Source organism: Frigoribacterium sp. AP1, assembly GCF_056680555.1.
The window spans coordinates 16,367-40,518 of the sequence record NZ_CM155288.1; the positions used below are offsets into that span (position 1 = coordinate 16,367).

23 protein-coding genes are annotated in these 24,152 nt (G+C 71.0%); 2 read left to right on the top strand and 21 right to left on the bottom strand.

Annotated features, from left to right (window positions below):
- Nucleotides 1-38 precede the first annotated feature (38 nt).
- Nucleotides 39-908: an HhH-GPD family protein gene (locus AC1MBW_RS00110; RefSeq protein WP_480025046.1), complete on the top strand. Its 870-nt coding sequence runs from the start codon at nt 39-41 to the stop codon at nt 906-908.
- 30 nt (nt 909-938) lie between these two features.
- Here the strand turns inward: AC1MBW_RS00110 and rbfA are convergent, their stop codons facing one another.
- The 20 genes from rbfA to AC1MBW_RS00210 form a co-directional block, all read right to left on the bottom strand.
- Nucleotides 939-1,490: a 30S ribosome-binding factor RbfA gene (gene rbfA / locus AC1MBW_RS00115; RefSeq protein ID WP_480025047.1), complete on the bottom strand. Its 552-nt coding sequence runs from the start codon at nt 1,488-1,490 to the stop codon at nt 939-941.
- Between the two features lie 101 nt (nt 1,491-1,591).
- A complete protein-coding gene (gene infB, locus AC1MBW_RS00120; RefSeq protein WP_480025048.1) occupies nt 1,592-4,384 on the bottom strand; it encodes a translation initiation factor IF-2 in 2,793 nt (930 codons plus the stop codon).
- A gap of 89 nt (nt 4,385-4,473) precedes the next feature.
- Nucleotides 4,474-4,776: a YlxR family protein gene (locus tag AC1MBW_RS00125; RefSeq protein ID WP_480025049.1), complete on the bottom strand. Its 303-nt coding sequence runs from the start codon at nt 4,774-4,776 to the stop codon at nt 4,474-4,476.
- Between the two features lie 92 nt (nt 4,777-4,868).
- Nucleotides 4,869-5,858, bottom strand: a complete 990-nt coding sequence (nusA, locus tag AC1MBW_RS00130; protein WP_054145760.1) for a transcription termination factor NusA — start codon at nt 5,856-5,858, stop codon at nt 4,869-4,871.
- Between the two features lie 165 nt (nt 5,859-6,023).
- A complete protein-coding gene (locus AC1MBW_RS00135; protein WP_480025050.1) occupies nt 6,024-7,784 on the bottom strand; it encodes a proline--tRNA ligase in 1,761 nt (586 codons plus the stop codon).
- Nucleotides 7,785-7,810: 26 nt separating this feature from the next.
- Complete coding sequence (locus AC1MBW_RS00140; RefSeq protein WP_480025051.1) at nt 7,811-8,647, bottom strand: hypothetical protein; 837 nt, start codon at nt 8,645-8,647, stop codon at nt 7,811-7,813.
- Nucleotides 8,644-9,750, bottom strand: coding sequence for a VWA domain-containing protein (locus AC1MBW_RS00145; protein WP_480025052.1), 1,107 nt, complete (start codon nt 9,748-9,750; stop codon nt 8,644-8,646). Before AC1MBW_RS00145 ends, AC1MBW_RS00140 begins: the two co-directional genes overlap by 4 nt.
- Nucleotides 9,747-10,745 (bottom strand): vWA domain-containing protein, encoded by a 999-nt coding sequence (locus AC1MBW_RS00150; RefSeq protein WP_054145764.1) that lies wholly within the window; start codon nt 10,743-10,745, stop codon nt 9,747-9,749. Before AC1MBW_RS00150 ends, AC1MBW_RS00145 begins: the two co-directional genes overlap by 4 nt.
- Nucleotides 10,736-11,218, bottom strand: a complete 483-nt coding sequence (locus AC1MBW_RS00155) for a hypothetical protein (RefSeq protein ID WP_054145765.1) — start codon at nt 11,216-11,218, stop codon at nt 10,736-10,738. Before AC1MBW_RS00155 ends, AC1MBW_RS00150 begins: the two co-directional genes overlap by 10 nt.
- Nucleotides 11,205-12,092: a DUF58 domain-containing protein gene (locus AC1MBW_RS00160; protein ID WP_054145766.1), complete on the bottom strand. Its 888-nt coding sequence runs from the start codon at nt 12,090-12,092 to the stop codon at nt 11,205-11,207. Before AC1MBW_RS00160 ends, AC1MBW_RS00155 begins: the two co-directional genes overlap by 14 nt.
- Before the next feature lie 5 nt (nt 12,093-12,097).
- The gene (locus AC1MBW_RS00165) at nt 12,098-13,129 is read right to left on the bottom strand and encodes an AAA family ATPase (RefSeq protein WP_480025053.1); all 1,032 of its coding nucleotides are present in this window, start codon (nt 13,127-13,129) and stop codon (nt 12,098-12,100) included.
- Nucleotides 13,130-13,184: 55 nt separating this feature from the next.
- Nucleotides 13,185-13,844: a methionine ABC transporter permease gene (locus AC1MBW_RS00170; protein ID WP_480025054.1), complete on the bottom strand. Its 660-nt coding sequence runs from the start codon at nt 13,842-13,844 to the stop codon at nt 13,185-13,187.
- Between the two features lies 1 nt (nt 13,845).
- Nucleotides 13,846-14,907, bottom strand: coding sequence for a methionine ABC transporter ATP-binding protein (locus tag AC1MBW_RS00175; protein ID WP_054145767.1), 1,062 nt, complete (start codon nt 14,905-14,907; stop codon nt 13,846-13,848).
- An 84-nt stretch (nt 14,908-14,991) separates the two neighbouring features.
- Entirely contained in the window at nt 14,992-15,915 is a 924-nt protein-coding gene (locus AC1MBW_RS00180) for a MetQ/NlpA family ABC transporter substrate-binding protein (RefSeq protein WP_480025055.1), read from the bottom strand.
- 231 nt (nt 15,916-16,146) lie between these two features.
- Entirely contained in the window at nt 16,147-17,295 is a 1,149-nt protein-coding gene (gene ispG / locus AC1MBW_RS00185) for a flavodoxin-dependent (E)-4-hydroxy-3-methylbut-2-enyl-diphosphate synthase (RefSeq protein ID WP_171007237.1), read from the bottom strand.
- Between the two features lie 80 nt (nt 17,296-17,375).
- A complete protein-coding gene (locus tag AC1MBW_RS00190) occupies nt 17,376-18,707 on the bottom strand; it encodes a M50 family metallopeptidase (RefSeq protein ID WP_218141786.1) in 1,332 nt (443 codons plus the stop codon).
- An 84-nt stretch (nt 18,708-18,791) separates the two neighbouring features.
- Entirely contained in the window at nt 18,792-19,868 is a 1,077-nt protein-coding gene (dxr, locus tag AC1MBW_RS00195) for a 1-deoxy-D-xylulose-5-phosphate reductoisomerase (protein WP_054145769.1), read from the bottom strand.
- A gap of 86 nt (nt 19,869-19,954) precedes the next feature.
- Nucleotides 19,955-20,968, bottom strand: a complete 1,014-nt coding sequence (locus AC1MBW_RS00200; protein ID WP_480025056.1) for an FKBP-type peptidyl-prolyl cis-trans isomerase — start codon at nt 20,966-20,968, stop codon at nt 19,955-19,957.
- Nucleotides 20,969-21,004: 36 nt separating this feature from the next.
- Entirely contained in the window at nt 21,005-21,565 is a 561-nt protein-coding gene (locus AC1MBW_RS00205; RefSeq protein ID WP_054145771.1) for an FKBP-type peptidyl-prolyl cis-trans isomerase, read from the bottom strand.
- A 74-nt stretch (nt 21,566-21,639) separates the two neighbouring features.
- The gene (locus tag AC1MBW_RS00210; protein WP_054145772.1) at nt 21,640-22,131 is read right to left on the bottom strand and encodes an OsmC family protein; all 492 of its coding nucleotides are present in this window, start codon (nt 22,129-22,131) and stop codon (nt 21,640-21,642) included.
- Nucleotides 22,132-22,200: 69 nt separating this feature from the next.
- Between AC1MBW_RS00210 and AC1MBW_RS00215 the strand changes: the two genes are divergently transcribed.
- A complete protein-coding gene (locus AC1MBW_RS00215; RefSeq protein ID WP_480025057.1) occupies nt 22,201-23,217 on the top strand; it encodes an asparaginase in 1,017 nt (338 codons plus the stop codon).
- Here the strand turns inward: AC1MBW_RS00215 and AC1MBW_RS00220 are convergent.
- Nucleotides 23,214-24,074: a hypothetical protein gene (locus AC1MBW_RS00220; protein ID WP_480025058.1), complete on the bottom strand. Its 861-nt coding sequence runs from the start codon at nt 24,072-24,074 to the stop codon at nt 23,214-23,216. The two genes, AC1MBW_RS00215 and AC1MBW_RS00220, sit on opposite strands and share 4 nt — an antisense overlap.
- Between the last annotated feature and the right edge of the window lie 78 nt (nt 24,075-24,152).

The following is a 24,152-nucleotide window of genomic DNA, read 5'->3' on the forward strand; positions in this document are numbered from 1 at the left end:
GCGCCGGGGAGGTCGAGGACGAGCCGTAGGCTCCTACGGTGAGCATCTCCCCCGCCGTCAACGCCTGGTTCCGCGAGAACGGTCGCGACCTCCCGTGGCGGCGTCCCGGCTTCACGGCCTGGGGCACGCTCGTCAGCGAGATCATGCTGCAGCAGACCCCCGTGGCCCGCGTCGTCCCGCGCCTCGAGCAGTGGCTCGACCGCTGGCCCACGCCGGCCGACCTGGCGGCCTCGGCGGCCTCCGAGGCCGTGCGGGCCTGGGAACGCCTCGGCTACCCGCGTCGGGCCCTCGCCCTCCACGCCGCCGCCGTGGCCATCACCGAGAGACACGACGGGGTCGTGCCCGAGGACGTCCCGTCGCTCCTGGCGCTGCCCGGCATCGGCGACTACACCTCACGTGCCGTCGCGGTCTTCGCCTACGGTCACCGTCACCCGGTCGTCGACACGAACGTCCGCCGCGTCCTGGCCCGTGCCGTCGAGGGGCTCGCCGAACCGTGGGCGCCCAAGGCTTCGCGCGACCTGCCCCTGATGGAGTCGCAGCTGCCCGACGACCTCGAGGAGGCGCGGGTCACGAACGCGGGCGTCATGGAGCTGGGTGCGCTGGTCTGCACCGCACGGTCGCCGAAGTGCGACGTCTGCCCGCTGGTCGAGCAGTGCGCGTGGGTGCGGGCGGGCCGTCCTGCGCACACCGGGCCGCGCCTCCGGACCCAGGCCCGCTTCGAGGGGTCGGACCGCCAGGTGCGCGGCATGATCATGGCCGAGTTGCGGGCCGGCGACGTCCCCGTCACCTCGGCCGAGATCGAGACGATCTGGCCGGACGACGCGCAACGCGCGAGAGCCCTCGCCGGGTTGCTCCGTGACGGTCTGGCCACGGGGTCGCCCGACGAGGGCTATCGTCTGCCCGACTGAGGCGGGCGGGCGTCCTGACGGACGCCCTGGTCAGCGGGTGGAGCCGTCGGGCTCGGTCGAGCCGCCCGCGGCCGGGGCCTCGAGCTCGTCGTCCAGTGCCAGGTCTTCGTCCAGGTCGTCCAGGTCGTCCTCGGCGTCGTCGAGGTCGTCGTCCGCCTCGAGGTCGCGCGGCTTGACGTACGGGTCGGCGTCGCCGGCGTACTCGGCCGACGAGGCCATGGTCTGGCTCTCGTGGTCGCGCTGACGGGCCTCCTGCAGCAGGCGGTCGATCGAGGCCGCGTTCTCGGGCAGGGCGTCGAGGATGAACTCGAGGCTCGGCGTGAGCCGCGCGGTGATGTTCTTGCCCACCTCGCTGCGCAGCATGCCGGTCGCCGACTTGAGCGCGGCACCCGTGTCCCGTCGCTCGTCGTCGGTGCCGTAGACCGTGTAGAAGACGGAGGCGTGCTGCAGGTCGCCGGTCACCTTGACGTCGGTGATCGTGACGAACCCGAGGCGGGGGTCCTTGATGCCGCGTTCGAGACGCCGCGCGATGATCTCGTGGATGCGGTCGGCCATCTTGCGGGCGCGTTGCGCGTCAACCATTGTTCACTCCTGTTCGTGCTGCTCGCCGCCGTGGCGAGAGGGGTGAGGCCCCGCCCCGACCGTAGTCGGAGCGGGGCCTCGTGTACTGCGATGACGCCGGGTCAGACCCGGGGCTTCTCGACCATCTCGATGGTCTCGATCTCGTCGCCGATCTGGATGTCGTTGAACTTGCCGAGACCGATGCCGGCCTCGAAGTCCGTCCGCACCTCGGTGACGTCGTCCTTGAAACGACGCAGCGAGTCGATCGCCAGGTTGTCGCCGACGACGACGCCCTCGCGGATGACACGGGCACGAGCGTTACGGGTGATCGTTCCCGATCGCACGATGACACCGGCGATGTTCCCGACCTTCGACGAGCGGAAGATCTCGCGGATCTCGGCGACACCGGACTGCTTCTCCTCGAACTCGGGCTTGAGCATGCCCTTGAGCGAGTTCTCGATGTCCTCGAGTGCCGCGTAGATGACCGAGTAGAACCGCACGTCGACACCCTCGCGAGCAGCACGCTCACGAGCCTTCGTGTCGGGACGCACGTTGAACCCGATGATGACGGCGTTGTCGACCGTCGCCAGGTTGACGTCGCTCTCGGTGACCGCACCCACACCGCGGTGGATGATGCGCAGCTGCACGCTGTCGTCCACCTCGATCTTGAGCAGGGACTCTTCGAGCGCCTCGACGGCACCGGACACGTCACCCTTGATGATGATGTTGAGAGCCTCGACCTTGCCCTCTTCGAGAGCACGGGTGAAGTCCTCGAGCGAGATGCGCTTGCGGGCCTTGGCCAGCGACGCGTTGCGCTCGACGGCTTCACGCTTCTCGGCGATCTGACGAGCCGTGCGGTCCTCCTCGGTGACGAGGAAGGTGTCTCCGGCTCGGGGAACGCTCGACAGACCCTGGACCAGCACGGGCCGGCTCGGGTAGGCCTCGTCGACCGAGTCGCCGTTCTCGTCGACCATGGCGCGGACGCGGCCGTAGGCCGTGCCGGCGACGATGGCGTCACCGACGCGCAGCGTGCCCGACTGGATCAGCACCGTCGCGACGGCACCGCGGCCCTTGTCGAGGCGGGCCTCGATGGCGACACCGCGGGCGTCCTTGTCGGGGTTGGCACGCAGGTCGAGACCGGCGTCGGCCGTGAGCAGGACGGCCTCGAGGAGGGCGTCGATGTTCTTGTTGTCACGGGCCGACACGTCGACGAACATGACGTCTCCGCCGTATTCCTCGGCGACGAGGCCGTATTCGGTGAGCTGCTGACGCACCTTGGCCGGGTTGGCGCCCTCTTTGTCGATCTTGTTGACCGCGACCACGATCGGCACGCCGGCGGCCTGGGCGTGGTTCAACGCCTCGACCGTCTGCGGCATGATGCCGTCGTCGGCCGCGACCACGAGGATCGAGATGTCGGTGACCTGCGCACCACGGGCACGCATGGCGGTGAACGCCTCGTGACCGGGGGTGTCGATGAAGGTGATGGCGCGCTCGACGCCCTCGTGCGGAGCCCACACCTGGTAGGCGCCGATGTGCTGCGTGATGCCACCGGCTTCGCCGGCGACCACGTTGGCGTTGCGGATCGCGTCGAGGAGTCGCGTCTTGCCGTGGTCGACGTGACCCATGACGGTGACGACGGGAGGACGGATCTGCAGGACGGACTCGTCCTCGTCCTCGAGCTCTTGCTCGAGGTCGATGTCGAAGCCCTCGAGCAGCTCTTTGTCTTCGTCTTCGGGCGAGACGACCTGGATGTTGTAGCCGAGCTCTTCGCCGAGGACCTGGAAGGTCGCCTCGTCGAGCGACTCGGTCGCCGTCGCCATCTCACCGAGGTGGAAGAGGACGGTCACCAGGTTGCCGGGGCTCGCGTCGATCTTGTCGGCGAAGTCGCTGATGGACGCGCCACGACGGAGGCGGACGATGGTGCTGCCGTCGCCACGGGGGACGCTGACGCCACCCAGCGACGGAGCCGAGCGCATCTCGAACTCGGCCCTCTTCGTCCGCTTCGACTTGCGTGCCTTGCTCTTGCCGCCACCGCGACCGAACGCACCGGCCGTGCCGCCACCGGGGCCACGGCCGCGACCGCCGCCACCGGAGGGACGGGGACCGCTGAAGCCGGGGCGGAAGCCGCCGGCCGCGCCGGGAGCACCGGCACCGGGACGCTGGAAGCCACCACCGGCACCGCCGGGACGACCTGCCCCGCCACCGGCGGGACGCTGGCCGAAGCCGTTGGGACGGGGGCCGGCACCGACGCCGGGACGCGGGGCGCCCGGACGAGGAGCACCGGGACGCGGGGCCATCGGACGGGGGCCTGCGGCGCCACCGGGACGCGGCATGCTGCTGGCCGCACCGGAGCCGCCGGGACGGGGCGCGCTGGGGCGACCCATGCCCTGGTTGCTGGCGAACGGGTTGTTGCCGGGACGCGGAGCACCGGGGCGGGGGCCGCCGGGCTTGGGACCGGCTGCACCGGGCTTCGCGGCGTCGTCGGCCGGAGCCGCCACGTCGTCCTTGGCGGCTGCCGCGGCTGCGGCGCGCTGCGCCTCGGCCTGGGCCTGTCGCTCGGCGACCGTCAGCGGGGCGACGGGTGCGGGTGCCGCGTCGACGTCGGGCTCGGCCGCCGCCACGGGGGCGGGCGTCGGCTCGGCGACGGGGGGCTTGGGAGCTGCCGGTCGGGGACCGCCGGGCTTGGGTGCCGAGCTCGTGGGCTGCGCGGCGGCACCGGCCGAGGGGGCCTTGGCAGCGGGGGTGGCGGGCTTCGCGGCGCCGGCGAAGGCCTGGCGCAGCTTGCGGGCGACGGGAGGCTCGACGCTGGACGACGGTCCCTTGACGAACTCGCCCATCTCTTTGAGCTTCTCTAGTGCGGTCTTGCTGTCGATCCCCAGCTCGCTGGCGATCTCGTGTACGCGTGGTTTAGCCACAGTTCTCCTGTCTCGGGCCCTTCCCGAGACGGGAGGAACCCTCAGTTCTGGACGGGTCTCATTTCGAGCCGCTCATTGGTGGTTGCTCATCAGTTGTCCATGTGCCGTTCAGCCTGTTCTGTCGTGGCGATGGGTCGTGACGTGGTGATCCGCGTGAGGTGGGCGCGGAGGTCGTCGACGTCGGGTTCGGAGTCGAGGCGGAGTGCACGACGGAAAGCCCTGCGCTTCACTGCCGACTCGAACGCGTCGATCGACGGCGTCAACCACGCACCCCGCCCGGGAAGGGTCGCGGTCGGATCGACCACGAGACGTCCGTTTCGGGCGACGACCCGCACGAGTGCGGATCGTGGAGCGCGCGCTCGAGTACCGATGCACGTTCTAACGGGTTCCACCCTACCCCCTCGGGTCGTCGGACGGGAGACGCCGAAGGCGAACGGCGTGGTGCACCGGTCGCCCTCGTCGTGTCGCGGTCGTGTCGGAGCGATCAGTCGTCTTCGAGGATGCTGTCCGGTTGGATGTCGATCCGCGCGCCCGTGAGCTTCGCGGCGAGGCGGGCGTTCTGCCCCTCTTTGCCGATCGCGAGCGACAGCTGGTAGTCGGGCACGAGGGCCCGAACGGCCTTGGTGGACGCGTCGATCACGAAGGCCGACGAGACCTTGGCCGGCGACAGCGCACTGGCGACGAAGGTGGGCAGGTCGCTCGAGTAGTCGACGATGTCGATCTTCTCGTCGTTGAGTTCGGTGGTGACCGCACGCACGCGCTGCCCCATCTCGCCGATGCAGGCACCCTTGGCGTTGACGCCGGGCTCGGTCGCACGGACGGCCATCTTGGTGCGGTGACCGGCCTCGCGGGCCAGCGAGACGATCTCGACGACACCGCTGGCGATCTCGGGCACCTCGAGGGCGAAGAGTTTGCGCACGAGCGACGGGTGGGTGCGCGAGACCGTGATCTGCGGCCCCTTCGTGCCCTTGCTGACGCCCGTGACGTACACGCGGATGCGCGAGCCGTGGGTGTACTTCTCACCCGGCACCTGCTCTTCGGGCGGCAGGATCGCCTCGACCGTGCCGAGGTCGACGTGGATCATGCGGGGGTTGGGCCCCTGCTGGATCACGCCCGCGACGATGTCGCCCTCACGGCCCTTGAACTGGCCGAGCACCTTGTCGTCGCCGATGTCGCGCAGGCGCTGGTTGATGACCTGCTTGGCGGCGAAGGCGGCGATGCGGCCGAAGTCGCTGGGGCTGTCGACGGACTCGCCGACGACCTCGCCCTCGTCGTCGCGTTCGATGGCGAAGACCGAGACGTGCCCGGTCTTGCGGTCGAGTTCGACGCGAGCAGCCGGGATGCGACTCTCGGGCTGGTTCGTGTGCTTGAGGTAGGCCGTCAGGATGGCCTGCTCGATGATGCGCACGAGTTCGTCGAAGGGGATTTCACGCTCGCGCTCCATGAGACGCAGCACGCTCAGGTCGATGTCCACTGAGGGCCTCCACTATTCAGATCTGCAGGCTGCACGCACGATGGCGCGCACAGCATGTGCTCTACGGTACCCGAGAGCGCGGTGCCCGGCGGACCGATCGCCGGGGTCGGCACCGCGCCTCCTCGGGGTCGTCCCGACCGGGACGAGGAGGCGCGGTGCCGGCGCTCAGGACGCCCGCGGAGCCGTCAGGGTCGCGACGGCCTCGGCCACGGGGACCGGGGTGCGCTCGCCCGTGCGGCGGTCCCAGAGCTCGACGACGCCCTCGCCGGCCGAGCGGCCGACGACGACGATCTGCGGCACGCCGAGAAGTTCGGCGTCGCCGAACTTGACGCCGGGCGAGACCTTGGGACGGTCGTCGTAGAGGACGTCGAGGCGGTGGGCCTCGAGCTCGGCGGTGAGCTTCTCGGCGACCTCGTAGACCACGGGGTCCTTGCCCGTGGCCACGACGTGCACGTCGAAGGGGGCGACGTTCGCGGGCCAGATCAGGCCCTTGGCGTCGTTGTTCGCCTCGGCGATCACCGCGAGGATGCGGGTGACGCCGATGCCGTACGACCCCATCGTGACCGTGACCTGCTTGCCGTTCTCGTCGAGCACCTTGAGGCCGAGCGCCTCGGCGTACTTGCGACCGAGCTGGAAGACGTGGCCGATCTCCATGCCGCGGGCGGTCTCGATCGGACCGGAGCCGTCGGGGGCGGGGTCGCCCTCGCGGACCTGTGCGGCCTCGATGGTGCCGTCCGCGGTGAAGTCGCGACCCATGACCAGGTCGGCGACGTGCACGCCCTTCTCGTTCGCCCCGGTGACCCAGGCCGAACCCTCGACCACACGGGGGTCGACGAAGTACCGGATGCCCGAGTCGGACTCGCCGCCGAGCACCTGGGGGCCGAGGTAACCGCGGACCAGGACGGGGTTCTTCACGAAGTCGGCGTCGCCGGCGGCCTCGACCTCGGCCGGGGCGAATGCGACCTCGAGCCGCTTCATGTCGACCTCGCGGTCGCCGGGCAGGCCGACGACGACGAGCTCACGGCTTCCGTCGAGGTGACTGAGCGCGACGACGACGTTCTTCAGCGTGTCGGCGGCCGTCCAGGGGCCGGAGTCCCGAGCCTCGTCGGCGTTGAGCTGGGCCACGAGCGAGTCGATGGTCGGCGTGTCGGCGGGTGCCAGGCGGCGGGCGGGGGCGAGGCCCTCGAGCGGGACCGTGTCGGGGACGATCGTCGTGAAGGCCTCGACGTTCGCGGTGTAACCGCCGGCCGATCGGACGAAGGTGTCCTCGCCGATGACGGTCGGGTGCAGGAACTCCTCGCTGCGCGAGCCACCCATGGCCCCGGCGTCGGCCTTGACGATGACGTACTCGAGGCCGAGACGGGTGAAGATGCGCTCGTAGGCGTCGCGCTGCTTCTGGTAGCTCTCGTCGAGCCCGGCGTCGGACGCGTCGAACGAGTAGGCGTCTTTCATCGTGAACTCGCGGCCACGCAGCAGGCCGGCCCGGGGCCGCGCCTCGTCGCGGTACTTGTCCTGGATCTGGAACAGCGTCAGGGGCAGGTCTTTGTACGACGAGTAGAGGTCTTTCACCAACAAGGTGAAGGCCTCTTCGTGAGTGGGGGCCAGCAGGTAGTCGGCGTCCTTGCGGTCCTTCAGCCGGAACATGCCGTCGCCGTACTCGGTCCAGCGCCCGGTGGCCTCGTAGGGCTCACGGGGCAGCAGGGCGGGGAAGTGCACCTCTTGGGCTCCGGCGGCCTGCATCTCGTCGCGGATGACCGCCTCGATCCTGGCCTTGACGCGCAGGCCGAGCGGCAGCCAGGCGAAGACGCCCGGCGCCTGACGCCGGATGTACCCGGCGCGGACGAGCAGCCGGTGGCTGGTCACCTCGGCGTCGGAGGGGTCTTCTCGGAGGGTGCGGACGAAGAGCTGGGAGAGACGTGTGGACACCCGTCCAGCTTAGGGCCGCCCCCGGGTCACCACGGCTTGCCGTCGTAGTCGCCCGGGTTCTGCTCGTAGTAGCGGTCGCGGTCGGTGTCTTGTTGCTGCTGCTGCTGGCTCTGCTCGCCCTGCTGCTGCAGCTGGTCGAGGGGGTCGTCGGACTCGGCCTGCCCCTCGCCCTCGCCCGGCGCGTCTCCCCCGGCACCGGGATCGCTGCCGTCGTCGCCTCCGGGCTGCTGCTCGTCGCCCTGGCCCCCCTGGGCCTGCTGCCCCTTCTCGTCGAGGCGCTGCTGGGCGTCGTCGAGCGGCTGCGAGGTGTCGGGTTGCTGGGGGTCCTCCGGCGGCTGGAAGCAACCCTCGGGCGCCTCGTCGACGGTCTTCTGCCCGAGTTCGTACAACTCCTCGGCGTCGGCGTAGCGCAGTTCGAGCAGGGCGGCGTCACCCTGCGCCTCGATCGTGAGCACCAGGTTGACCCGGATCACACACGAGATCGTCGCGTCCTCGGGGGCGAGGTCGAGCGCCGTGACGAACTCTTGCCGTGCCACGTCGAGAACGCCGATCTGCGCGTAGGCGGTGCCCCGGTCGAAGTGGTGCACCCACGGCTCGACCACGTTGGCGACGCCGAGCGGCTCCGAGAGGGAGGCGCTGCGTTCGAACTGCTGGTCACCGTACGACCACTGCGTCAGGGCGGCGAAGGTGGGCAGGCTGAGCAGCTTGAGCGCGACGAGCAACACCACGAGGACGACCGGGGCCGACCAGAGCAGCAGCCGACGCCGGAGGCGCTTGCGGTACTGCTCGACGGTGGGACCGGCCTCGGCCTCGTGGGCGCGGCGGATCTCGTCGACGGGCGGCGGGACGAGGGTGTCGGTCACGGGCGTGCTCCCCTCCAGGGTCGGGTGTCGTCGACGGCCGACGTCGCGGCACGGCCACGCCCCCGGCCCGGCCCACGCTCGTCGCGCAGGGTCCGGGTCGGGCGGACCTCGCCCAGGGCCCTGGCCACGAGGGCGACGTCCATCAAGAGCAGGAGGAACGCCGGGATCGCGGCGATCCAGTAGAGGTCGATCAGGCTGTCGGCCCGCCCCTCGTCCGAGGTGACGGCCCCGTCGCGGGCGTCCGCGACGGCGGCCTCCACGGACGTCTCGGCCGTGCGGTGCACGTACGGCACGCCGAGCTGATCGGCGATGCGCCGGAGGGCGTCCTCGTCGATCGTCGAGACGGCGTCGGGATCGCCGGGCTGCGTGCGGTCCTGGATGTACTCCTTGGTCGAGTACTCGTCGCCGTAGCCGTCGAAGACGCGCATCTTGCCCCCCTGCTCGGTGCCGTAGCCGAAGACGGCACCGCCGTCGACGTCACCGGCCGAGGCCGCGAAGCTCTCGGGCTCGGTGCCGCTGGTCTGCTCGCCGTCGCCGAGGTAGTAGACGACGTTGGCCCGCTCGGGGGCGCTCTGCCGCGCCTCGGTCAACCGCTCGGCCAGCAGGTCGTTCGCCTCGCTCACGGAACTGCCGCTCGAGTAGTAGGTGACCTCTTGGTTCATGGCGTCCGCCGCGGCGACCACGGCGGAGGCGTCGTCGGTCAGCGGCGTCCGGAGGACGGCGGTGCTGTCGAAGGACAGCAGCGAGAACCGGGCGCCCGCCAGCTGCGAGGTGACCTCGGCGATGTCGGCCCGCACGCCGTCGAGACGACGCTGGCCGTCGCCCCAGTCCTCGGCCGCGATGCTCGAGGTCGTGTCGACCACGAAGAAGACGTTGAGCTGGGCGACCGACGCCTGGGCCGACCCGCCCGGGAGGCTCGGCCGCACGGCGACGACGAGGAGCAGGGCGACGATCACCAGACGTCGCACCCAGGTGAGCAGCGCCCGTCGTCGGCCCCGCTCGGCCACGACGCGCCAGCCGGTGAATCCGAGCAGGGCGACGGCGGCCACGCCGAGGAGCCACCAGGGCAGCACGGGCTGGAAGACCAGCGCCCGGGCGATCACAGCCGCACCCGCCAGAGCATCACGAGCCCGCCCATCGCGACGAGCAAGGCGGCGATCGCCAGAGCCTGCGGATGGTCGGTCACCACGAGCCGTCGGGCCCCCGTGAACAGCCCCGCCTCGCGGGCGTCGATCTCGTCGACGATCTGCGGCACGGTCGTCGAATCGTCGAGGGCGTAGTAGCCGCCGTCGGTCGACTCGGCCGCGGTGCGCAGTTCGGCCGCGACCTGGTCGGCCACGGCGTCCGTGGCGTGGTCGGCGGGGTTCACCGCGTACACGCGGACGTCGCGTTCGGTCGCCAGGTCGGCTGCCTCGGTGAGCGTGAGCAGGGCCTTGCCGTTGACGTAGTTGTCGGTGGCGAGCACGACCGACTTGGGCCGCGTGCTGTCGTCGTCGCCGAAGCCGAGGACGCACGAGGCCAGCCCGTCACCGATCAACGAGGCACCGTCACCGAGGTCGGTGCCCGTCCAGTAGCGGGTCCCGTTCTCGCCCATCGTGTCGAACGAGTCGCGGTACTGCTCGAGTTGCGTCCGGACGAAGTCGTAGTCGTCGGTGAGCGGGAACGCCTGCACGGCCGAGCTGTCGAAGAGGTACAGCCCGACGCGTTCGCCGTCGAGCCCCTGCGAGAGGGTCGAGAACGTGTCGACGATCTGGGAGTCGACCTCGGTCATGGAGCCCGACACGTCGAGGCAGAGCATGATGTCGCGCTTGTACGACTGGGGTTCGACGACGTCGGTGCTCGAGACGCGGGCCGCGAGCAGGACGCTGAGGCCGGTCAGCGCCACCATGGCGACGAGCACGACCGCGAGCGCGGCACGGTAGCGCCGGACGACGCGCTGGTAGGCGGGCAGCGCGGTCAGTCGCTCGCCGTGAGCGACCGGGACGCCGAGACGACGGAGGCGCGCCCTGTCTCGGCGCCTCCACCGCACGTAGAGCCACGCCGCCACCGCCACGACCGCCAGTGCGACCAGCGGCAACCACCAGAAGATCAGCCCCATGACGACACCAGGTCTCTCGCGGTGGCGACGGCACGGGTGGTGTCGCCGGGCTCTTCGAGTCGGAAGGCCGGCGGGTAGTACTGCTCGACCGCGCCGACGAGCCGGGGCAGGTTCGACTCGCGCAGGTCGGCGAGGGTCATCACGTGCGTGTCGACGCCGTTCGTCTCGTGCGCGAAGAACCGCAACAGCAGGCTGAGCCGGGAATGCACCCCGCGGTCGTTGAGCCGCCCCGAGATCGCGGCCGTCTCGACCTCGTCGATGAGGGCGAGGTACTTCGCCTTGGTGTCGGCGAGGGCAGCCGGTCGGGACGCCGCCTGGGCCGCTCGCCGCGCCGGGGGAAGTCGGCGTGCCGAGAAACGGAACACGAAGACGTACCAGGCGACCACGAGGGCCAGCCCGACCAGGCCCAGAACGAGCCAGAGCACCCAGAGCGGGTACTGGTAGGGCCCGAAGAAGTCGTCAGCGCCCGACACGGCGGTGCTTCTCGATCAGGGCGAACAGGCCCGGCACGACCTCGGCCTGGCTGCCGAGTCGCTGGCTGCTGATGCCGAGGGCCAGGAGTTCGCGCTCGGTGTCGCCCGTGCGGCGGAGGGACGACTCGTCGAACTCGCGCCGGAGCTGCGCGTTCTCGCGGAGGTAGGCCGGCAGCCCGGACATCTCTCGCACGTCGAAGACCTCGCCCGCGTGGCCCGCACGGGTCATCAGGTCGGCGTCGCCGATCGTCAGCCAGACGACCTCGTGCTGGGCGCGCAGACGGCGGAGCAAGCGGGTGATGCGCTCGTCGATCGCGACGTCGTCGGTGACCACCAGCAGCATCGAGCGGCGTCGGATGCCGCGGGCGACCCACTCGAGGACCGAGGCGAGGTCGCTGGTCGGGGCGTCGAGGTCGACCCGTCGGTCGACCTGCCGCAGGAGGGTCTCGAGGTGGGCCTCGGTCGCGCCGGCCGGGTGTGCGCGAGTACCGGACGAGTCGCCCGCCACCAGGGACACGACGTCGCCGTGCTTCGCGGCGATGTAGGCGAGGGCGCCCGCCGCCATCAGCGCGATGTCTTTCTTGGACTCGCCGCTCGTGGCCGTCGCCGCCATGTTGCGACCGGTGTCCATCACCAGGACGAGGTTCTGCCGTCGGCTGGCGATGTACCGCTTGACCAGCGGCTCGCCGTGACGGGCCGTGGCCTTCCAGTCGATGTCTTTCACCTCGTCGCCCGGGACGTAGGCCCGGAGGTCGTCGAAGTCGTGGCTGCGCCCGTGGTGCACCGAGGCGTAGCCGCCCTCGAGCAGGTCGATGGTGCGGCGATGGGCGAAGAGTCCCATCTTCGTCCGCACGCGCAACAGCAGGCTGGCCACCGGCGTCAGGGGGTCTGGACGGCGCCGAACACGGCGTCGATGATCGTCTCGGGCGCGACCTCGTCGGCGGTCGCCTCGTAGTTCAGGATCATGCGGTGTCGCAGCACGGAGTGCCGCAGGTGCTTGACGTCCTCGGGGATGACGTAGTCGCGACCGTGCAGCAGGGCCAGGGCACGGGCCGCCTGCATGAAAGCGATGCTGGCCCGGGGGCTGGCCCCGAACTCGACGTAGTCGGCGAGGGTGGCCGGGATGTACTGCTGCGGGTGCCGCGTGACGTAGATGAGCTGCACGATGTAGTTGACGATCGACGCGTCGACGTAGACGCGCTTGGCCAGGTCTTGCAGGTAGACGACGTCGGCCAGGCCGACGCCCGTGGACGGCGCGGCGGCCTCGTCGTAGACGCCGCTCTCGATGCGCCGGATGATCTCGGCCTCTTCGGCCGGCGTCGGGTAGTCGAGGATCTCTTTCAACAGGAAGCGGTCGAGCTGCGCCTCGGGCAGCTGGTAGGTGCCCTCTTGCTCGATCGGGTTCTGCGTGGCCAGGACGAGGAAAGGCGACGGCAGCCGGTAGACCGTGCCGCCGATGGTGGTCTGCCGCTCTTGCATCGCCTCGAGCATGGCGCTCTGGGTCTTGGCGCTCGACCGGTTGATCTCGTCGAGCAGGACGAAGTTCGAGTGGACCGGCCCGAGCTGGGTGACGAACGTCGACTTCTGGGCGTCGTAGATCTGGGTGCCCGTGATGTCGCTCGGCAACAGGTCGGGCGTGCACTGGATGCGCCGGAAGCTGGCGTCGATCGACTGAGCGATGGTCTGGGCGGCGGTCGTCTTGGCCAGCCCCGGGACGCTCTCGAGCAGGACGTGCCCGCCGGTGATCAGAGCGACGAGCAGGGTGTCACGGAGGGCCGTCTGACCCACGACCTTGCGAGAGAACGCCTGCGACACCGCCCCGACGATCTGCCGGGCCCGCTCGAGCTCGGCGGGCGTCACGGGGGCCGAGGCCGGCGGCGGGGTCTGGCTGGCAGTGGCGGTGTCGGTCACGCGCCCCACTGTAAACCAGTCCCCCGACAGCACCGGTGACCACGGCCCCGGTGCCTCATCGACGCAGCGCGCGCCTCGCCAGCCAGTTGCCGAGGAACTGGACGAGCTGCACCAGGACGATGATCAGCAGCACCGCGGCCCAGGTCACGACCGGGTCGAACTGCCGGTAGCCGTAGAGCAGGGCGAAGTTGCCGAGCCCGCCACCGCCGATGTACCCGGCCACCGCCGACATGTCGACCAGCGCGACGAAGATGAACGTGTACCCGAGGACGAGCGGTCCGAGCGCCTCGGGCAGCAGAACCGTACCGATGATGCGGGCCGGGCCCGCCCCCGCGGCTCGTGCCGCCTCGATGACGCCCGGCTGCACGGTGAGCAGGTTCTGCTCGACGATGCGCGAGATCGCGAACGACGCGGCGAGCGACAGGGTGAAGATGATGGCCGGGTTGCCGCTGCCCGAACCGATGACGAACCTCGCCAACGGCTGGGCCGCGGCCAGGAAGATGATGAACGGGATCGGTCGGAACACGTTCACGACCACGTTCAGCACACCGTAGACGACACGGTTCGCGAACAGCGCCCCGGCCCGCGTCAGGTAGAGCGCCAGGCCGAGCACGAGCCCGCCGATGCCACCGAAGAGCAGCGTCAGGGCGACGATGTAGACGGTCTCGACGGCCGCCTGCCACAGCATCGGCTGCAGCTCGATCAGGGAGTCCATGTCAGCGTCCTTCCGTGGGTGCGGCCGAGGTCGTCGGCGAGGCGGGCAGTTCGGTCGCGTTGTCGCCCAGCTCGGCGACGGCCGCGCGGACGGCCTCGTCGTCGCCGGTCACGGCGAGGGTCAGGGTGCCGAAGGTGCGCCCCTGGATGTCGTTCACGCCACCGAAGACGATCTCGAACGAGAGGCCGTGACGGGCGAGCAGGGCGAAGACGTCTCGCTGGTCGACGCCGCCCTCGGCGATGCGCACCGACACCAGGGTGCCGTCGTGCCGGCCTCGCAACGCCTCGAGCTCGTCGCCGTGGGGCGTGCCCGCGATGACGGTCGAGACGAACCGTTTGGTCGACGCCTGCTGCGGGTCGGAGAACACCTCGAAGGTGGGGCCGGTCTCGACGACACGGCCGGAGTCCATCACGGCCACCCGGTCGGCGATCGACTTGATGACGTCCATCTCGTGGGTGATCACGACGATGGTGATGCCGAGCTCGGCGTTGACGCGCTTGAGCAGCGCGAGCACCTCGCTCGTCGTCTCGGGGTCGAGCGCGCTCGTCGCCTCGTCGGCCAGCAGGATGCGGGGGTTCGTCGCGAGCGCCCGGGCGATGCCGACGCGCTGCTTCTGTCCACCCGAGAGCTGGTCCGGCCGCGCGTGGGCCTTGTCGCCGAGGCCGACGAAGTGGAGCAGGTCGCTGATGCGCCGCTGGTGCTCGGCCTTGGGCACGCCCGCCGCCTTGAGCGGGAACTCGACGTTGCCCCAGACCGTCTTCGACGAGAAGAGGTTGAACTGCTGGAAGATCATGCCGATGCCGGCCCGGACCCCGCGCAGGTCGCGCTCACGCAGGCCCGTGATCTCGCGACCGTCGACGCGGATGCTCCCGCTCGTCGTGGGCTCGAGGGCGTTGACGAGGCGCACCAGGGTGCTCTTCCCCGCTCCCGAGTAGCCGATGATGCCGAAGATCTCGCCCTCGGCGATCTCGAGGCTGACGCCGTCGACCGCGGTCAGCGGTGCGGCGCCCTTCTCGCGGGGCGGGTACGTCTTGACGACGTCGGTCAGGGTGATGGCGGGCACGCGTTCTCCTCGGCACGGGCGGAGGCCCGGACCGCGGGCGGGTGCCTGCGCGCGGTCCGGGCCGGGGGTGGCGACCTGGTGGGGTCAGCCGTTCTGTTCGACGAGCTTCTCGGTCTCGGTCAGCGATTTCTCGAGGTCGCTCACGGGGATCTTCGTGATGATCGCCGTGCCGCCCGAGTTGTCGACGACGCCGTCGGTGACGGCCTTGGTGTCCTGGTAGATCTGCACGAGCTTCTGGTAGGTGGCGTTGTCCTTGTCCTCCGCACGGGCGGCGAAGACGTTGGCGTACGGCACCGACGAGGGGTCGTTGGGGTCGTCCTGGGCGATGACGTCGTCGGTCGACAGGCCGGCCTTCGTCGCGAAGTCGTTGTTGATGATCGCGCCGGCGTAGTCGGGCAGCGACGTGGCGGCGAGGTCGGCGCTCACCGTGGCGACCTTGACCTTCGACTTCGACTCGTCGACGTCGTTGACGCCCGAGAAGATCGTCCCGCCGTCCTTCAGCGAGACCAGGCCGTTCGACTGCAGCACGAGCAGGGCGCGGGCCAGGTTGCTCGAGTCGTCGGGGATCGCGATGGTGTCGCCCTGCTGGAAGTCGCTCAGCTCGGTGTACTTCGACGAGTACAGCGGCAGGGGGTAGATCGCCGTCGAACCGATCGGCACGATGTCGTTGCCCGAGGCCACGTCGTACTGCGCGAGGTAGACGATGTGCTGGAACTGGTTCAGGTCGATCTCGCCGTCGGCGAGGGCCGGGTTCGGCTGCTCGTAGTCCGAGTAGTCCACGAGGTCGACCGTGATGCCCTCGTCGGCCGCGGCCTGGACGAAGTCGGCCCAGTAGGGGTCGCTCGCGCCGACGACGCCGATGCGGACGGTCTCGTCGTCGCCACCGCCACGGGTGACTCCGATCGCGATGCCGACGGCGGCGAGCACGACGACGACCGCGACGATGATGGCGATCAGTCGACCGGGGCCCTTCTTGGGGGCGTCGATCAGGGGGGCGCTGCTGGTCATGGGTTCCTCTCGGGGCGCTGCGGGAGCACCGCTCGGGGGTGGGCCGAGGCTGTCGCGGTGCGTCGTCCATGCTGGCCGACGCCCCGGGGCGCGTCACATCGGGGCGTCACACGACGACACACGGCCGGGGCGACCCCGGGCACGGACGCGACCACAGGCAGGAGGCGCGGTGCGAGAACACTCGCACCGCGCCTCCTGCAGGGGGTCGCGTCGCCCCCGGGGCGTACCGGGTCAGACGGTGACGACCTCGGGCGAGCCCAACTCGCCGGGGGGCATCTCGGCGGCGAGGCGGTTGGCCTCGTCGATGAGCGTCTGGACGATCTCGGACTCGGGCACGGTCTTGATGACCTCTCCCTTGACGAAGATCTGGCCCTTGCCGTTGCCGGACGCGACGCCGAGGTCGGCCTCGCGGGCCTCGCCCGGGCCGTTGACGACGCAGCCCATGACGGCGACGCGCAGGGGCACGGTCATGCCCTCGAGCCCGTCGGTGACGTCGTTGGCGAGCTTGTAGACGTCGACCTGGGCACGACCGCAGCTGGGGCAGCTGACGATCTCGAGCTTGCGCTCGCGCAGGTTGAGCGACTGCAGGATCTGCAGACCGACCTTGACCTCTTGGGCGGGCGGGGCACTGAGGCTGACGCGGATGGTGTCGCCGATGCCCTCGCTCAGCAGGATGCCGAACGCCGTGGCCGACTTGATCGTGCCCTGGAACTCGGGACCGGCCTCGGTGACGCCGAGGTGCAGGGGCCAGTCGCCGCGCTCGGCGAGCTGGCGGTAGGCCTTGACCATGACGATCGGGTCGTTGTGCTTGACCGAGATCTTGAAGTCGTGGAAGTCGTGCTCTTCGAACAGCGAGGCCTCCCACACGGCGGACTCGACGAGCGCCTCGGGGGTGGCCTTGCCGTACTTCTGCAGGATGCTGGGCTCGAGCGAGCCGGCGTTGACGCCGATGCGGATCGAGACGCCGGCCGCCTTCGCCGCAGCGGCGATCTTGCCGACCTGGTCGTCGAACTTGCGGATGTTGCCGGGGTTGACCCGGACGGCCGCACAACCGGCGTCGATCGCCTGGTAGACGTAGTTGGGCTGGAAGTGGATGTCGGCGATGACCGGGATCTGGCTCTTCTTCGCGATGATCGGAAGGGCCTCGGCGTCGTCACGGCTCGGCACGGCGACGCGCACGATGTCGCAGCCGCTGGCCGTGAGCTCGGCGATCTGCTGCAGGGTGGCGTTGATGTTGGGGGTCGGAGTCGTGGTCATCGACTGCACGCTGACGGGGGCGTCGCCACCCACGAGCACCTTGCCGACCTTGATCTGCCGCGTCTTGCGGCGCGGGGCGAGGACTTCGGGGACCTTCGGCATTCCGAGATTGACTGCTGGCACGGTGTCATCGTAAACCTCGGCGCTGGACGCCGCGTGACGGGCGGGTGACCGGCCCGTCACGCGACGCTCGCCACGGGTCGTCAGCCGAAGATGTCGATCGGGTTCACGATGTCGGCGTAGGTCAGCAGGACGGTCATGCCCCCGAGCAGGATCACGATGGCGAAGGTCACGGGGATGGCCTTGGCCGTGTCGACGGGGCCCGGATCGGGACGGCGGAAGAGCTTGGCGAAGCCGCGGCGGATCGCCTCGATCAGGGCGCCGGCCACGTGGCCGCCGTCGAGCGGCATCAGCGGCACCAGGTTGAACACGAACAGCGCGACGTTGAGGCTCGCGAGCAGACCGACGAGGGTGCTGATGCGGTCGACCACCGGGATGGTGTCGAGGCTCGCGATCTCGCCCGCCATGCGCCCGACGCCGACGACGCTGACGGGGCCGTTCGGGTCGCGCTCGGCCCCGCCGAAGGCGGCCTGGGCCACCCCGACGAGACGCTGCGGCAGCGTGACGATGACGCCGACGACGTGTGCGATGTTGTCGCCGACGGCCGGCAGCACGGCCGTCACGGGCTCGCGCACCTTCTCGTAGGCGAAGCCGATGCCGACGAAGCCGACCTCCTGCGTCTGCGAACTGCCGTCGGGGTTCGTCGCCACGGCCCCGCTCGACGTGGTCACGTAGCGTTCGGACAGCGCCGGCGTCACCTGCAGCGTGCGCTCGGTGCCGTCGCGGTCGACGACGACGTCGAGGGTGTCACCGGGCGAACGCTGCAGGATGCTCGTGATCTGGTCGCCGTCGGTGACGGTCGTGCCGTCGATCGACACGATCCGGTCGCCGTTCAGCATGCCCGCGGCGTAGGCGGGGGCCTCGGGTGCGTCGGACGGGCAACTCGTCTCGGTCGACCCGGCGGGCAGGACGCAGGTGCTGACGCTGCCGACGGTCGTGCTCGCCTGCTGGACGCCGAAGCCGCAGAGCAGCACGGCGAACAACACGATCGCGATGAGCAGGTTCATGAAGGGCCCGCCGAGCATGATGATGACGCGCTTGTACACGGGCAGGCGGTAGAAGGTGCGCGACTCGTCGCCCTCGTCGACGGTCTCGGCGCTGGCGGTCCGAGCGTCCTGCACGAGGGTGTTGAAGAAACCGGTGCTCGACTGGCGCGCGCCTCCCCCGGTCTTGCCCGGAGGGAACATGCCCGACATCGAGATGTAGCCGCCGAGGGGCAGCGCCTTGACGCCGTACTCGGTCTCGCCCTTCTTGCGCGAGAAGACGGTCGGCCCGAAGCCGATCATGTACTGGCCGACCTTCACGCCGAACTTCTTCGCCGGCACGAGGTGGCCCACCTCGTGCAGGGCGATCGACACGGCCAACCCGACGACCATGACCAGGACGCCGAGCACGAAGAGGAGGATCGTCTGCACCGGGCAAGGGTAGCCGCCTGTGCCCGGACGTCCACCGCGCCGACGCCATGACGACGCTGGGAGCCCCGAACTGGGGCGGCGGGCTCAGCGGGCGAGCAGCGCGTCGGCCTCGGCCCGTGCCCAGCGTTCGGCGTCGAGCACGCCCTCGAGGCTGCTCTCGCCCGCGGTGTGCCGGTCGACGACGGCCTCGACGACGTCGAGGATGTCGAGGTACCCGACGCGTCCCGCGTGGAACGCCAGGACGGCCTGCTCGTTGGCCGCGTTGAAGACGGCCGGGTAGGTGCCCCCGGCCCGCCCGACCTGCTTGGCGAGCCGGACGGCCGGGAAGGCCTGCTCGTCGAGCGGCTCGAAGGTCCAGGTGGAGGCGCGGGTCCAGTCGAGCGGGACGCCCACCCCGTCGACGCGGTCCGGCCAGGCGAGTCCGAGCGAGATCGGCAGGCGCATGTCGGGGGGCGAGGCCTGGGCGATGGTCGAGCCGTCGACGAACTCGACCATCGAGTGGACGATCGACTGCGGGTGCACCGTGACGTCGATGTGGTCGTAGTCGACGTCGAACAGCAGGTGCGCCTCGATCACCTCGAGCCCCTTGTTGACCAGGGTCGACGAGTTCGTCGTGACGACCAGGCCCATGTCCCAGGTGGGGTGCGCGAGCGCCTCGCGCGGGGTGACGTCGGCCAGCGAGTCCCGCGTGCGACCGCGGAACGGCCCGCCCGACGCCGTCAGGACCAGCCGCCGCACCTCGCGGTCGGTGCCCGACCGAAGGGCCTGCGCGATCGCCGAGTGCTCGGAGTCGACCGGCACGATCTGACCGGGGGCGGCCCGCTGCGTCACGAGGTCGCCACCGACGATCAGGCTCTCCTTGTTCGCCAGGGCGAGCGAGGCACCCGAGTCGAGGGCGGCGAGGGTCGGCGCGAGGCCGACCGAGCCCGTGATGCCGTTCAGGACGACGTCGGCCTGGACGTCGCGGACGAGCTGCACCGATTCGTCGGTGCCGAGGGCCGTGTGCTCGACGCCGAACTCGGCCGCCTGGGCGGCCACGCCCTGGCGGTCGGAGCCGGCGGAGAGGCCGACGACCTCGAAGAGGTCGGGGTGGGCCCGGACGACGTCGAGGGCCTGGACCCCGATCGAACCGGTGGAGCCGAGGATCGTGATGCGACGCATGGGGTCAGCCTAGGGCGAGCACCGGCGGGGCCGTTCGCCGCGACGGGTGGCCGGTGGCGGGGCGACCCGTGGCCGGAGACCCACGGCTAGGCGACGGCGAGGATGTCGATCACGAAGACGAGCGTGTCGGTGCCGCCGATGCCGGCCGAGGGCTGGCCGGCCTCGCCGTAGCCCTCGGCGGGCGGGATGATCACCACGACCTGCGAGCCGACCGTCTGACCGATCATGGCCTCGGCGAACCCGGGCACGACCTGGTCGGTCGAGAACGGCGTCGGCGTGCCCTTGCCCCAGCTCTGGTCGAAGACCTCGCCGGTGGTCCAGTTGACGCCCTGGTACTGGACGGTGACGTTCGCGGGGTCGGGGACGACGGGACCGTCGCCCTTCTTGAGGACCTCGATCCGCAGGTCGGACGGCGGGTCGGTGCCGGCCGGGATGGTCACGGTCGGCTGACCGTCGTCGGCGAGCTCGACCGTCGGGAAACCGTCCTGCGGAGGCTGGGCCTCGCCCGTCGCCCTGGTCGGTACGATCGAGACGACGTCGGCGACGATGACCACGGGAGTGGGCGTGGCGGCCTGCTCCCCCGCGGTCGCCGTCGTCATGTCGGCCGCCGAGGCGACGGTCACCGTTCGGCTGCCCGAGGGCACGCAGGCGATCGCGTCGACGATGCCCGGCACGTAGTAGTCGGTGCTCACCGTGAGCTGCGTGGGCTGCTGGCCCTCGTCGAAACCGGCCGACGTGACCTCGGCCCCGGTGGTCGCGTCGTAGACCGCGATGCGGACGTTGGCCACCGCGCCCTGAGCGGCGACCTCGCCACTGCCCTCGACCAGGGTCGTGCGTTGGGTCGACGTGACGTCGAGCGGGGTGTCGAAGCTGACCTCGGGCTCGGCCTCGACCTCGCCCGTGACGTCGACGCCGTCGGACAACGACCCCGACTCGGGCGCCTTGCAGTCGCCGGACGCACCACTCGCCGTGGGCGCCGGCTGGTCGGAACCACCCGTGCAACCGCTCAGGGCGAGAGCGACGAGCGGGACGGCCGCCAGGGCGACGAGCCGTCCTCGACGGACACGGGTGGACGGACGAGGAGGCGCGGTGCGGGTCATCGAGGAGTCGTCTCGGAGGTCGACGGCGACGGCCGGCTAGGAGACGGCGAGGATGTCGATGACGAAGACGAGCGTGTCGGTGCCCGAGATGCCGGCCTGGGGCTGCCCGGACTCGCCGTAGCCGTCGGCAGGCGGGATGACGACGACGGTCTGCGACCCCACGGTCTGTCCGACCATGCCGTCCGCGAAACCGGTGATGACCTGGTCGGTCGAGAAGGTGGCCGGCGCGCCGCGGGACCAGCTCTCGTCGAAGATCTCGCCGGTGTTCCAGATGACGCCCTGGTACTGGACCGTGACGGTGTCACCGGCCTGGACCGTGGCGCCGTCGCCCTTGATCAGGGTCTCGACCCCGAGCTCGGTCGGGGCGTCCGCATCGGGGACGGTCACCGTCGGACGGCCGTCGGCGTCGAGCTCGACGGTCGGGAAGCCGGCCTGCGGAGCCTGGGGCTCACCCGAGGCCCGCAGCGGGGCGTCGGAGGTCGCCGACGCCGAGCTGGTCGGCGTCGCGGTGTCGGACGACCCACCGGCGTCGCCGGCACAGGCCGCCAACGACAGGAGGAGGGCGGGGACGGCCAGGAGGGCGAGGGAGCGGCGCATGGGGATCTCTCGGTCGGAGGGACAGGGCTCGCGCCGTGGGACTCGGCGCGGCGGAGGTGCCGTGCCATTCTGCCTCACGCCCGGTCGGCTTCTCTGGACGCCGCCACCACGGTCGGCTCGTGGCCGACGGGGAAGGCGACGGACGCCGCGATGAAGCACTTGCGGCTCGCCTCGGCGTGCAGCTCGAGGGCGCGCTCGACCATGTCGTCGTCGGCGACGGTCACCCGGGGCCGCAGGGTCACCGACGTGAAGCGACCGCCGCCGTCCTGCGTCTGGGTCATGCGCCCCACGGCGGCGTCCTCGTAGGCGACCACGACCACGCCCGCGGTGGCGGCGACGTGCAGGTAGCTGAGAAGGTGGCACTGTGCCAGTGCGGCGAGCAGCAGCTCCTCGGGATTCCACCGGTCGGCGTCGCCGTGGAACGTGCGATCGGCCGACGCCAGGATGTCGTGCTGCTTGCCGGTGGCGACGATCGTGTTGTCCCGGCCGTAGGAACGGTACGAGGTGGTGCCCTCGCCCCGGTCGCCCGTCCACCGGACGTCGACGGCGTAGTCGTGGTCGAGCATGCTGCCTCCCTCTCGGGCCCCTCGTCGGTGCGACGTGGTCGCGTGGCGGGCCTCGGTACACTCCCCATCATGACCGACCCCCGCCCCTCCATGCCCTCCCGTCACCCCCTGACCGCCTCGGGCAGCGTCGAGCTGGCCGTGCTCGAACGATCGGGCTGGGACGAGAGCCGTCACCTCGGTGCGGGCGTCGTCGTGGATGCCGACGGGCACGAACTGCGTCGGGTCGGGGACGCCGACGCGACCATCTACCCGCGCTCGTGCCTCAAACCGCTGCAAGCGCTGACGGTGCTGCGGTCCGGAGTCTCGCTCGACGGTCCGCAGGCCGTGCTGGCGACGGCGAGCCACGCCGGCACGCGGGCCCACCTCGACGTGGTCGAGGCACTGCTCGGCCGTTCGGGCAGCACCGAGGACGACCTCCTCTGCCCCCCGGACTGGCCTGGCGACCGGGCCAGCGCGCGCGAGGCGTCCGCGAAGCGCCGCCTCGCCATGAACTGCTCGGGCAAGCACGCCTCGTTCCTGCTCGCTTGCGCCGAGAACGGCTGGGACCCGTCGACCTACGTCGCCACCGACCACCCCCTGCAGGCCGCCGTCCGCGAGACGGTCGCCGAGTTCAGCGGCGAGACCGTCGACCACGCCGGTGTCGACGGCTGCGGCGCCCCGGTGATCGCGACCACCGTGGTCGGCCTCGCCCGGGCGATCGCCCGCATCACCGGGTCGGTCCGCCCGACCGGCACGGGACGCGACGAGCACGCGGCGCACCTCGTCGAGGCCGTCCTCGGCGACGCCTGGGCGATCGACGGCCCCGGTCGCGCCAACACGGTGACGATCGACGAGCTGGGCGTGCTGGCCAAGCTGGGCGCCGAGGGCGTCATGGTGATGGGCACGACCGACGGCGTCGCGGTGGCCGTGAAGGTGCTCGACGGGAACGTGAGGGCCGGCACCCTGGTCGCGCTGCGCCTCCTGGTCGACGAGGGGGCTGTCGACGCGGCCGCCGCCGATCGCGTGATCGAGCGCACGCTCGAGAAGGTCACCGGCGGTGACGGTCTCGTCGGCCGCATCCGTCTCGGAAGCGGGCTCGACCGCTAGACGCATCGCGCGGCGTCGTCGAGCACCGACACGAACGCGACCCGCAGGCTCTGCCGACACGGCCGGCCGTCCTTGAGGGTGACCGTGGCCTCGCCGTCCGGACCGATCACGACGACCGTGTCGACCGGGGGCGGCTCGGCCGAGGGCGGGGCCCCCACCGAGGGCACCGCACCGACGAGCACGCAGTCGACGGCCTCGGCCGCCTGGGCCGCCGACGCCCCTGCCGCCCGCAGCTGACGGCGGAGGCCCGATGCCACGGCCTCGGCCACGACGGGCGGTCCGACGACCCGGACGGTCGACGAGAGGGGCACGCAGAGCGGCGCCTCGTCGAGGGTGGCCGCCTCGGCCCGGAGGCGTGCCAGTCGTGCCACAGCCGGGTCGCCCGGCTCGAGGTCGTCCTCGGGACGCCCCTCGAGCACGAGCCCGCTGGAGGCGCGACCCACCCCGAGCACCAGCACCCGGGTCGGACGACGTGCGGCGTCGGACGCACCGAGCCGATCGGCCGTCGGGTACCAGTCGGCCAGTTCACGCGACCGTGCCGCCCGGAGGCGCGTGACGACCTCGTCGACCTCGTCGAGGGACTCCAGGAATCGTGATCGTTCGCGACGGGCCGTGAGGGTCGCCCCCACGACACGGTCGACGGCCCAGCCGACGAGGACCGCGAGAGCCGTCGCGAACGAGGACACGAGGACGGCCGGCGGGCCGGTCCAGGGGATGAGAGCACCGCATCCCGAGACGACGGCGCCCGTCGAGATCGCCGCGACCGGCGCGGCCGTCGGACGGGGTCGGACCGGTGCCGACGGCAGCCGCACGCGGGATGCGACGGCCGGGGACGTCACGGGGGTGGAGGATTCCATGCCTCCAGTGGAGCGGACTGGCTAGCGTGATCGGTGCCGGTCGGGCGGGGTCGGGGAGGACCCGTCGACCCTGCCACG

Bases quoted from the DNA above. Each gene is read 5' to 3' on its own strand.
- AC1MBW_RS00200 (WP_480025056.1), bottom strand. From the start codon at position 20,968: ATGACCCGCACCGCGCCTCCTCGTCCGTCCACCCGTGTCCGTCGAGGA.
- AC1MBW_RS00150 (WP_054145764.1), bottom strand. From the start codon at position 10,745: ATGGGGCTGATCTTCTGGTGGTTGCCGCTGGTCGCACTGGCGGTCGTG.
- AC1MBW_RS00210 (WP_054145772.1), bottom strand. From the start codon at position 22,131: ATGCTCGACCACGACTACGCCGTCGACGTCCGGTGGACGGGCGACCGG.
- AC1MBW_RS00220 (WP_480025058.1), bottom strand. From the start codon at position 24,074: ATGGAATCCTCCACCCCCGTGACGTCCCCGGCCGTCGCATCCCGCGTG.
- AC1MBW_RS00205 (WP_054145771.1), bottom strand. From the start codon at position 21,565: ATGCGCCGCTCCCTCGCCCTCCTGGCCGTCCCCGCCCTCCTCCTGTCG.
- AC1MBW_RS00180 (WP_480025055.1), bottom strand. From the start codon at position 15,915: ATGACCAGCAGCGCCCCCCTGATCGACGCCCCCAAGAAGGGCCCCGGT.
- AC1MBW_RS00215 (WP_480025057.1), top strand. From the start codon at position 22,201: ATGACCGACCCCCGCCCCTCCATGCCCTCCCGTCACCCCCTGACCGCC.
- AC1MBW_RS00170 (WP_480025054.1), bottom strand. From the start codon at position 13,844: ATGGACTCCCTGATCGAGCTGCAGCCGATGCTGTGGCAGGCGGCCGTC.
- rbfA (WP_480025047.1), bottom strand. From the start codon at position 1,490: ATGGTTGACGCGCAACGCGCCCGCAAGATGGCCGACCGCATCCACGAG.
- dxr (WP_054145769.1), bottom strand. From the start codon at position 19,868: ATGCGTCGCATCACGATCCTCGGCTCCACCGGTTCGATCGGGGTCCAG.